Source organism: Streptomyces sp. NPDC104831 (assembly GCF_055583025.1).
Genome location: NZ_JBVJOT010000015.1, coordinates 130,196 through 140,672, shown reverse-complemented (window position 1 = coordinate 140,672; position 10,477 = coordinate 130,196). Strand labels below are relative to the sequence as shown.

The window sequence follows — 10,477 nt, the reverse complement described above, 5'->3', positions numbered from 1 at the left end:
CGCTCCCCCCGCCCCCCCCCCCTCCGCCCCCCCCCCCCCCCCCCCCCCCCCCCCCCCCCCCCCCCGCCCCCCCCCCCCCCCGCGGTGTGCGCGGGCTCAGCCGCCCAGGCGCTCCCAGCCGCGCCGCTCCGGGCGCGGGCCGAGCTGCCGGGGGTCCCGGGTCCGGTAGACCACGTACGGCCGGAAGAGGTACCGCACCGGCGCGCTGAACATGTGCACCAGCCGGCTGTACGGCACGAACGCGATCAGCACCATGCCGACCACCGCGTGCGCCTGGTACAGCACCGGCACGCCCGTCATCGGTTCCGTCCGCGGCCGGAGCGTGAACAGGCTGCGCGCCCAGGGGGCGATGGTGTGCCGGTAGTCGTAGCCGTTGCCACCGGTGTGCGTCAGCTTGGCGACCATGCCGAGCACGATCGCGCCGAGCAGCAGCAGGTACATCGCCTTGTCGTTGGCCGTCGTGGCCCGGAAGACGGGTGCGCGGGTGCGGCGGCGGTAGACGAGCAGCCCGATCCCGGCCACCGCCAGTGCCCCGGCCGCCGTCCCGCCGTACAGCGACAGCAGGTGGTAGGTGTGCTCGCCCACCCCGAACGCCCGTGTCCAGGACACCGGCACGAACAGCCCCACCAGGTGTCCGGCCAGCACGAACAGGATGCCGTAGTGGAAGACCGGGGAGGCGATGTTCAGCAGCCGGGACTCGTACACCTGGGAGGAGCGGGTGGTCCAGCCGTACTTGTCGTAGCGGTAGCGCCAGACGAGGCCGGCCACCAGGAGGGCGAAGGCGATGTAGGGCAGGGCGCCCCACAGGAGGACGGTCATCGGCGTACCCCCGGTCGGGAGGCGGGCAGGGCGGCGCACACCGCGTCCAGGACGCCCGCGTACGGTGTGCCGCAGGCGGTCAGCCGGGTGCGCAACTGCTCCAGCCCGGCGCGGTGTTCGGTCAGCAGGCCGGTGTCGCCGGTCCGCGCGGTGAACTCCAGCACCGCCGGCAGGAAGTCCGGCAGTTCCTCGCCGCTGAACTCCAGGCCGTGCCGGCGGTAGACGTCCTTGAAGCGCACCAGGGACATCCCGCGCCGCCGGGTGTCGCCGTCCTGCCACCAGCTCAGGTACAGGCTGTGCCGGTTCTTGAGGTCGAAGACCTCCACGTAGTGGGCGGCCAGGTCCAGGAGCGGGGTGAGGGCCGCGTGGTCGGCGAACTCCCGCAGTTGCGGGGCGGCCTCGCGCAGCAGCGGCAGCCGGGCGATCAGGTCGTCGTCCGGGTAGGTCAGGCAGAGGGCCGCCGCCTGGTAGAGCACCGTGTCCGAGGGCATCAGGCGTCCTCCGCGTCGTCCGAGGTCTGCCGTCTGCGCAGCAGGTGGAAGTTCTCCACGGACACCAGCGGAAGCCGCCGGCGGCCGGAGTCCCGGCCGAACGGGCCGTCGCCGCCCATGCCGGGGCCGCCCGCGACGTCGAGGCTGCACTCGCCGGGCACCGCCGACTCCTCCAGCCGGCGGGCGTCCCCGAGGGCGGCGGTCGGGATGACGTACCGCTCCTCGTACTTGGCGATCGCCAGCAGCCGGTACAGGGCCTCGACGTCGGCCGGGCGCAGGCCGGCCGACGCGGCGATCGCGGGGTCCGGCACCTCGCCGAGGTTGACGCCCCGCATGTGGGAGCGCATCGCGGCGAGCTTCTCCAGCGACGCCCGCACCGGCCCGGTGTCGCCCGCCGTGAACAGCTCCGCCAGGTACTCCAGCGGAATGCGCAGGGTGTCGATGGCGCCGAACAGATTGCCCGCGTCCTCCCCGTCGTGCCCGGTCTCGGCCAGCGCGTCCACGACCGGCGACAGCGGCGGGATGTACCAGACCATCGGCATCGTCCGGTACTCGGGGTGCAGCGGCAGCGCCACCCGGTACCGGCTGATCAGGGCGTGCACCGGGGAACGCCGGGCGGCCTCGGTCCAGTCGCGCGGGATGCCCGCGTCCTCGCAGGCGCGCAGCACCGCCGGGTCGTCCGGGTCGAGGAACACCCCCAGCTGGGCCTCGTACAGGTCCTTCTCGTCCGGCGCCGAGGCCGCGGCGGTCACCTTGTCGGCGTCGTAGAGGAGCACGCCGAGGTAGCGCAGCCGGCCCACGCAGGTCTCCGAGCACACCGTCGGCAGGCCGACCTCGATCCGCGGGTAGCACAGGGTGCACTTCTCGGCCTTGCCGGTGGCGTGGTTGAAGTACACCTTCTTGTACGGGCATCCGGTCACGCACATCCGCCAGCCCCGGCAGCGGTCCTGGTCGACCAGGACGATGCCGTCCTCGGCCCGCTTGTACATCGCCCCGGACGGGCAGGAGGCCACGCATGACGGGTTCAGGCAGTGCTCGCAGATCCGCGGCAGGTAGAACATGAACGCCTGCTCGTAGGCGAACCGCACCTTCTGCGACGCCTCTTCGCGCAGGCGCTCGACCACGGGGTCCAGGTCGCCGTAGGCGGGGGCGCCGCCGAGGTTGTCGTCCCAGTTCGAGGACCACTCGATCTTCATCGGCCCGCCGGTGATCGCCGACACCGGCCGGGCCACCGGGTAGTCGTCGCCGAGCGGGGCGTCGGTGAGGTTGCGGTACTCGTACGTCCAGGGTTCGTAGTAGTCCTTGATCTCGGGCAGCCGGGGGTTGGAGAAGATCCCGGCGAGCTTCCTGAACCGGCCGCCGTCCTTGAGCCTGAGCGCGCCGCGCCGGTTCAGCTCCCAGCCGCCGCGCCACTTTCGCTGGTCCTCGTAGCGGCGCGGATAGCCCTGCCCGGGGCGGGTCTCCACGTTGTTGAACCAGACGTACTCCATGCCGCGCCGGTTGGTCCACGCCTGCTTGCAGGTCACCGAACAGGTGTGGCAGCCGATGCACTTGTCGAGGTTCATCACCATCGCGATCTGGGCCATCGGGCGCATCAGTACTCGACCTCCTGGCCGCGGCGCCGGATCACGGTCACCTCGTCGCGCTGGTTCCCCGTCGGGCCCAGGTAGTTGAACGCCCAGGACAACTGGGCGTAGCCGCCGATCAGATGGGACGGCTTGAGCAGCAGCCGGGTCAGGGAGTTGTGGACGCCGCCGCGCATCCCGGTGGTCTCCGTCTTCGGCACGCTCACCGTGCGCTCCTGCGCGTGGTGCATGTAGACGGTGCCGGGCGGCATCCGGTGGGAGACGATCGCGCGGGCCACCACCACGCCGTTGCGGTTGACCGCCTCCACCCAGTCGTTGTCCCGCACCGCGATCGCGTCGGCGTCCTGCGGGGACATCCAGATGGTCTGCCCGCCCCGGGAGAGGGCCAGCATGAACAGGTTGTCCTGGTACTCGGAGTGGATCGACCACTTGTTGTGCGGGGTGAGGTACCGCACCGTCACCTCCCGCTGGCCGTCCGCTCCGAGGCGCGGTTCGCCGAACAGCCGGTGCATGTCCAGCGGCGGCCGGTACACCGGCAGCGCCTCCCCGAGTTCGTGCATCCAGTCGTGGTCGAGGAAGAAGTGCTGGCGGCCGGTGAGGGTGTGCCAGGGCTTGCCGTGCTCGGTGTTGAGCGTGAAGGCCGTGTAGCGCCGGCCGCCGGACTCGCTGCCCGACCACTCCGGCGAGGTGATCACCGGCACGGGCGCCGCCTGGGTGTCGGCGTACGTGACCCGTTTGCCCTCGTGCTCGGCGGCGAGATGGGCCATCCGCTGCCCGGTGCGCCGCTCCAGCGTGCGGAAACCCTCGGTGGCCAGGCGCCCGTTGGTGGTGCCGGACAGGGCGAGGATGGTGTTCGCCGCCTTCACGGCCGTGTCGAGCGACGGCCGTCCCCGAAAGCCGGTGCCGTTCGACTCGCGCAGCCGCGCGACCTCCACGTCCGGGCGCAGGGCGACTCCCTTGGTGGCGAGGCCCAGTTCTTCCACCAGCGGGCCGAGCGCGGCGAACTTGGCGCCGACGGCGGTGTAGTCGCGCTCCACGACGGTCAGGTTCGGCAGGGTCCTGCCCGGTACGGGCTCGCAGTCGCCGTGCTTCCAGTCCCGCACCACGCCGCCCGGCTGGGCGATCTCGCCCGGGGTGTCGTGCTGGAGCGGGCTCGCCACCAGGTCCCGGCGGACGCCCAGGTGGTGCACCGCCAGCTCGCTCAGCTTCTCGGCGAGCGCCTTGAAGGTGTCGAAGTCGGTGCGGGCCTGCCAGGGCGGGTCCACGGCCGGGGTGAAGGAGTGGATGAAGGGGTGCATGTCGGTGGAGGACAGGTCGTGCTTCTCGTACCAGGTCGCCGCCGGCAGCACCACGTCCGACAGCAGCGTGGAGGAGGTGTGCCGGAAGTCCAGCGACAGCAGCAGGTCGAGCTTGCCCTCCGGTGCCCGCTCCCGCCAGGCCACGTCCCGCGGGCGCTCGCCGGGCGCGGCCTCCTCGGCCCGCAGCGAGGAGTGGGTGCCCAGCAGGTGCCGGGTGAAGTACTCGGCACCCTTGGCCGACGAGCCCAGCAGATTGGCCCGCCACAGGGTCAGCACGCGCGGCCAGTTCTCCGGGGCGTCCGGGTCCTCGCAGGCGAACTTCAGGGTGCCCGCGCGCAGCCCGGCCACCGCCTTCGCCACCGGATCGCCGCTCTCCGCGCCGAGGTCGAGCGGGTTGCGGTCGAAGGTGGGGTACGACGGCATCCAGCCCGCGCGGGCGGACAGCGCCAGGCAGTCCGCGGCGGTCATCCCGGTGAAGCGGCCCTCGCCGAGCGGCGAGGCCAGCACGTCGGCGCCGAAGCGGTCGTAGCGCCACTGGTCGGTGTGCAGGTACCAGTACCCGGTGCCGATCGCCTGCCGGGGCGGGCGGGACCAGTCGGACGCGGCGGCCAGCGTCGCCCAGCCGGTCACCGGGCGGCACTTCTCCTGGCCCACGTAGTGCGCCCAGCCGCCGCCGTTGCGGCCCTGGCAGCCGGTGAGCTGGAGCAGGGCCAGGAAGGCGCGGTAGATCGTCTCCGAGTGGAACCAGTGGTTGGTGCCAGCCCCCATGATGATCATGCAGCGGCCCCGGGAGCGCTCGGCGGTCCGCGCGAACTCCCGGGCGATCCGCACGCACTGGGCGGCCGGGACGGAGGTGTGCGTCGCCTGCCAGGCGGGGGTGGCCGGCACGCTGTCGTCGTCGTAGGAGGCGGGCCAGTCGCCGGGCATCCCGGGCCGGCCCACCCCGTACTGGGCCAGCAGCAGGTCGTAGACGGTCGTCACCAGCGGGCCGTCCGCGCCGCCCAGCCGGGTGGCCGGCACGCTGCGCCGCAGCACCTCGCCGCGTCCCTGTCCGTGCGGCCCGCCCTCGGTGTCGAACCGGGGCAGCAGCACCTCCACCGGCACCGCGACGTCGCTGCCGTAAAGGCTCAGCCGGGGCCGGATGTCGCCGAGGTCCAGGTTCCACCGGCCCTCGTCGGATTCGGTCCAGCGAAAGCCCAGGGAGCCGCCCGGGACGACCGCGCGGCCGGTCGTCTCGTCCAGGACGACCGTCTTCCACTCCGCGCCCTCCCCGGCCCGGCCGATGCCGTCGGCGCGCAGGAACTTCGCCGGCACCCACGCCCCGTCCCGCTCGGCGAGCGTCACGAGGAACGGCAGGTCGGTGAACTTCCGTACGTAGTCGGTGAAGAACGGCGTCTCCCGGTCGACGAAGAACTCCTTGAGGATCACGTGGCCCATCGCGAGGGCCAGCGCACCGTCGGTGCCCGGGTGCGGGTGCAGCCACGTGTCGGCGAACTTGGCGTTGTCCGCGTAGTCCGGCGCGACCACCACGACCTTCTGGCCGCGGTAGCGGGCCTCCGCCATCCAGTGCGCGTCCGGGGTGCGGGTGACCGGGACGTTGGAGCCCCACATGATCAGATAGGCGGCGTCCCACCAGTCGCCGGACTCCGGCACGTCCGTCTGGTCGCCGAAGACCTGCGGGGAGGCCACCGGCAGGTCGGCGTACCAGTCGTAGAACGACAGCATCGCCGCGCCGATCAGCGAGTGGTAGCGGGCGCCGGCCGCGTGCGACACCATCGACATCGCCGGGATCGGGGAGAACCCGGCGATCCGGTCGGGGCCGTGGGTCTTGATGGTGTGCACCTGCGCGGCGGCGACCAGTTCCACCGCCTCCTCCCAGCGCGCCCGCACCAGGCCGCCCTTGCCGCGCGCCCGCTGGTAACGGCGGCGCCGCTCGGGGTCGTTCTGGATGTCCGCCCAGGCCAGCACCGGATCCCCCAGGCGCTGTTTCGCCTCCCGGTACATCTGGAGCAGGACGCCCCGGACGTAGGGGTAGCGCACCCGGGTGGGGGAGTAGGTGTACCAGGAGAACGCGGCGCCGCGCGGGCAGCCGCGCGGCTCGTACTCGGGCCGGTCCGGGCCCACCGACGGATAGTCCGTCTCCTGGGTCTCCCAGGTGATGATGCCGTCCTTGACGTACACCTTCCAGCGGCAGGATCCGGTGCAGTTCACCCCGTGGGTGGAGCGCACCACCTTGTCGTGGCTCCACCGGTCCCGGTAGAAGGCGTCCCCCTGCCGGCCGCCGGTCAGGGTGATGCCGTGCAGGTCGGGCGTGGGCGTGCCGGGCCGGAAGAAGCGGCCGGCGGCCAGCAGGGCGGCGCCGGGCTCCCTGGGCGGTCTCCGCGTGTCGGTCACGTGCGCTCCCTCGGTTCACCCCGTACTCAGAACCTAGGGGCTGCCCCGGGAGGCCACCTGTCCGCAGACCCGTACGGGTCACGCCGGGCGGCGGGCCGGGTCACACGCGCTCGCGGTACTCCCGCAGCAGCTTCTGCGTGCGCCGGGCGGACGCGGCCCGGGCCGTCATGTGGTCCAGCACCTCCAGGTGCGCGGCCACCTCCCGGCGCCCGTCCAGGTACAGCGCGCCGGTCAGGTACTCGGTGAACACCATGTCCGGCAGCTCCGGCTCGGCGAACCGGAACAGCGTGAACGGCGCGTACGTCCCCGGGTGGGGGCCGGCCGCGAACTCGGCGACCTGGAGCGTCACCCGGTCCCGTTCGGCGTACTCCAGCAGCCGTTCGAGCTGGCCGCGCTGCACCTTCGGGTCCGTGCTCACCGGGCGCCGGAGCACCGTCTCGTCCATGATCACCCACAGGTGGGGCGGGTCGGCGCGGTCCAGCAGCCGCTGCCGTTCCATGCGCAGCGACACATGCCGGTCGACCGTCTCCGGGGAGGTGTGCCCGATGGTGCCGGCCTCCATCACCGCCCGCGCGTAGTCCTCGGTCTGGAGCAGGCCGGGCACGAAGTGCGGCTCGTAGGAGCGGATGATCCGGGCCGCGCCCTCCAGGCTGACGTACAGGCTGAACCAGTCCGGCAGCACATCGTGGAACCGCTGCCACCAGCCGGGCCGGTTCGCCTCCTCGGCCAGCCGGACGAACGCCTCGGCCTCCTCCTCGGGCACCCCGTAGGCGGTCAGCAGCACCTGCACGTAGGGGATCTTCAGCGAGACCTCGGCCGTCTCCATCCGCCGCACGGTCGCCGACGCCACCCTGAGGACCCCGGCGGCCTCCTCACGGCTGAGCCCCGCGGCCTCCCGCAGCTCCTGCAGCCGTTTGCCGAGCACCACCTGACCCACGGTGGGTGCGGCCCGCCGCTCACTCACAGCCACGTCCTCCCCTACGTGCCGATGAACGCGGGCAGCAGTCTGTCATGCGATCGCGCTTTCGCACATATGGCCGAGGGGGAGGTGAAGGCGCCCGGACCCGTCAGCCGGCGAGGGCGCGCAGGTGGTCGGCGGTCGCGCGGTCCGCCGGGAGGAAGGTCTCGATGGCCAGCTCGGCGACCGTGATGTCCATCGGTGTGTTGAACGTGGAGATCGAGGACACGAACGACAGCACCCGCCCGGCGTGCTCCACGCGCAGCGGCAGCGCGAAGTACGGGACCGGCTCCGCCGGTTCGGCGCCGGGCTCCTCCGGCGGCACCGGGTACGCCGCCACCTCCTCGTACAGCGCGCGCAGCCGGTCCGAGCGGTGCAGGGCGATCTCCCGCTCCATCTGGGCCAGCAGATGCCCGCGCCACTCCCGGAGGTTCCGGATGCGCGGCGCCAGCCCCTTGGGGTGCAGCGTCAGCCGCATCGCGTTCGGCGCCGGGGTCATCAGCTCCTCCGGTACCCCCTCCAGCAGCAGGGCGATGCCCCGGTTCGCGGCGACGACCGTGTAACCGGCGTCGACCACCAGCGCCGGGTACGGCTCGTAGCCCCGGATGAGCCGCTCCAGCCCGTCCCGCAGGGCGTCCAGCGCCGGGTCGTCCAGCGGGGTCTCCGGATAGCGCGGCGCGTAACCGGCCGCGAGCAGCAGCGCGTTGCGCTCGCGCACCGGCACCTGGAGCCGCTCGGCCAGCCGCAGCACCATCTCCTCGCTCGGCCGGGACCGCCCGGTCTCGATGAAGCTGATGTGCCGCGCCGAGGAGTCGGCACGCAGTGCCAGCTCCAGCTGGGAGATCCGGCGCCGCTCACGCCAGGCGCGCAGCAACGGGCCGACACTCCGGCCGGCGGCGACGGCGGGGACGGCGGGGACGGGGGGAGTGGAGGCGGCAACCGTCATGCAGGCGACCCTAGTCGAGGCGGTCACGCGTCGGTGCGCCGCTCGTGGCGCCCGCGTGGCAGGCTGGGTGCGTACCCCCGGCACGGAAGGGAGCGAACGGTCATGGCCGTGGAACCGCTGGCGCAGGAGGAGATCGAGGGCCGGCTGGCCGGGTTGCCCGGCTGGTCGGTGCGGGACGGACGGCTCGGCCGCTCCTACCGGCTGGGCTCGCACTTCGCGGCCGCGGCGCTGGTGGTGCACATCGCCGGCATCCAGGACGAGCTGGACCACCACTCCGACCTGACCCTCGGCTACGACACGGTGTCCCTCCGGGTGCACACCCACAGCGCGGGGGGCGCGCTCACCGTCAAGGACTTCGAACTCGCCCGCAGGGTGGAGGACATCGCCCCAGGCCACGGGGCACACTGAACGATGTGCTGGACTACGAGAAGGAAGCCGGCGACTACGACGCCTCCCGCGGCGGCGAGGCCCGCGCGAAGGCCGCCGCACACGCCGTCCTCGGTCTGATACCCCCCGGGCCCGGACGGCTCCTCGACCTCGCCTGCGGCACCGGGTCCGTCACCCGGCGGCTCGCCGCCGCGCGCCCCGGGCTGCGGGTGACCGGCGCCGACCTCACCCCCGCCATGGCCCGCCGGGCGGCGGCGCGGCTGCCCGGCGCGATCGTCCGGGCCGACAGCCGCCGACTCCCGTTCCCCGACGGCGCGTTCGACGCCGTCACCAGCATCTGGCTGCTGCACCTGCTGTACGACCCCCGGGACCTGCGCGCGGTCCTCGCCGAGTGCACCCGGGTGCTGCGGCCCGGCGGGGTGTACGTCACCACCGTCGACAAGGCCGCCGCGCACGACGTCGGCAGCGACATCGACGCCGTCCTCGCCGACCGCCCGCGCCGGCCCGCGCCCGACGCCCCCGGCACCGTCACCGCCGAGGCCGCCCGGCACGGGCTCCGCCCCGCCGGACACGGCTCCTTCCGCAGCCCCGGACAGGGCCGCAGCCCCCGCGGCACCATCGCCGATCTGCGCCGCGGCTGGTTCACCCTGCTGCCGCCGGGCGAGCCGCGCACCGAGGAACTGGCCGCCCGGCTGGCCGCCCTCCCCGGCCAGGACCGCCCGCGCGCCGACCCGGTCTTCCACGTGCGGGCGTTCCGGAAAGCGGCACCGGGCGCGCCCTGAGGGCGTGGCGTCGGCCAGGGACACGATTCCATTACAGGGTTTTCACATTCCGCTTGGAGAAGGGATGATGCGAAGATCACACAGCACGTCCCTGGGGGGCCCATGAGCACCGACTTCACACCACCGCCCATGCCGGGCTACGGACCGCCGGTCCCCCCGCCGCCCGTACCGCCGAGGAAATCCCGCACCGCGCTCATCGCCGTGGCGGCGGCCGTCGTCGCCGCCGCGGTCTCGGCCCTGATCACGGCGGGGGTCAGCGGAGACGCCGAGGCGAAGCCCGCGCCCACCGTGACCGTCACCGAGACCGCCGCCGCGGACGACGGCGCGGACCAGGCCGACGAGGACGCGACGGCGGCCGACGACGACGCGGAGAACGCGGACGCCGCCGAGGACGAGGACGCCGGCGACGCCGGCGACGAGGACGGGGTCTACGCCCTGGACGACACCGCCGTCTACGAACCGGACACCGAGGTCGCCCTCTCCGGGCTCCAGCGGGCCGTCACCGGCGAGTACGCCGAGCCGGAGAACACGCCGTACCTGAAGTTCACCGTCAAGGTGAAGAACGGCGGCAAGAAGGCCATCGACGTCACCCAGCTCACCGTCAACTGCTCCTACGGACAGGACGGCGAGAGCAGCGACTCGGTGTTCGACTCCGAGGCGGGCCTGGACGGCGGCCCGGACACCAAGCTGCTCCCCGGCCGCTCCCTGAACGTGCCCTGGGGCTGCGCACTGCCCAAGGGGGAGAAGCTCATCCAGATCGAGGTCAGCCCCGACTTCGACTCGGAGGCGTCGATCTTCACCGGCACCGTCAAGTAG

9 protein-coding genes are annotated in these 10,477 nt (G+C 73.1%); 3 read left to right on the top strand and 6 right to left on the bottom strand.

The features are described 5' to 3' along the window. Positions 1–96: 96 nt before the first annotated feature. The 6 genes from narI to ACZ63H_RS13420 all read right to left on the bottom strand — a co-directional run bounded on the left by narI (position 97) and on the right by ACZ63H_RS13420 (position 8,492). Complete coding sequence (narI, locus tag ACZ63H_RS13445) at positions 97–819, bottom strand: respiratory nitrate reductase subunit gamma (RefSeq protein ID WP_469864436.1); 723 nt, start codon at positions 817–819, stop codon at positions 97–99. Continuing rightward, on the bottom strand, positions 816–1,310 hold the full coding sequence (narJ, locus tag ACZ63H_RS13440; RefSeq protein ID WP_469864434.1) for a nitrate reductase molybdenum cofactor assembly chaperone: 495 nt from the start codon (positions 1,308–1,310) through the stop codon (positions 816–818). Before narJ ends, narI begins: the two co-directional genes overlap by 4 nt. Beyond that, positions 1,310–2,905, bottom strand: a complete 1,596-nt coding sequence (gene narH, locus ACZ63H_RS13435) for a nitrate reductase subunit beta (RefSeq protein ID WP_469864432.1) — start codon at positions 2,903–2,905, stop codon at positions 1,310–1,312. Before narH ends, narJ begins: the two co-directional genes overlap by 1 nt. Then, positions 2,905–6,588, bottom strand: a complete 3,684-nt coding sequence (locus ACZ63H_RS13430; protein WP_469864430.1) for a nitrate reductase subunit alpha — start codon at positions 6,586–6,588, stop codon at positions 2,905–2,907. Before ACZ63H_RS13430 ends, narH begins: the two co-directional genes overlap by 1 nt. Positions 6,589–6,688: 100 nt before the next feature. Then, positions 6,689–7,552, bottom strand: a complete 864-nt coding sequence (locus ACZ63H_RS13425) for a helix-turn-helix domain-containing protein (protein WP_469864428.1) — start codon at positions 7,550–7,552, stop codon at positions 6,689–6,691. 103 nt (positions 7,553–7,655) lie between these two features. Further along, the gene (locus tag ACZ63H_RS13420; RefSeq protein WP_469864426.1) at positions 7,656–8,492 is read right to left on the bottom strand and encodes a helix-turn-helix domain-containing protein; all 837 of its coding nucleotides are present in this window, start codon (positions 8,490–8,492) and stop codon (positions 7,656–7,658) included. Positions 8,493–8,594: 102 nt separating this feature from the next. Between ACZ63H_RS13420 and ACZ63H_RS13415 the strand changes: the two genes are divergently transcribed. The 3 genes from ACZ63H_RS13415 (at position 8,595) to ACZ63H_RS13405 (ending at position 10,477) form a co-directional block, all read left to right on the top strand. Continuing rightward, positions 8,595–8,900, top strand: coding sequence for a 4a-hydroxytetrahydrobiopterin dehydratase (locus ACZ63H_RS13415; protein WP_469864424.1), 306 nt, complete (start codon positions 8,595–8,597; stop codon positions 8,898–8,900). Between the two features lie 5 nt (positions 8,901–8,905). Further along, positions 8,906–9,661, top strand: a complete 756-nt coding sequence (locus ACZ63H_RS13410; RefSeq protein ID WP_469864422.1) for a class I SAM-dependent methyltransferase — start codon at positions 8,906–8,908, stop codon at positions 9,659–9,661. A 102-nt stretch (positions 9,662–9,763) separates the two neighbouring features. Next, positions 9,764–10,477, top strand: a complete 714-nt coding sequence (locus tag ACZ63H_RS13405) for a hypothetical protein (RefSeq protein WP_469864420.1) — start codon at positions 9,764–9,766, stop codon at positions 10,475–10,477.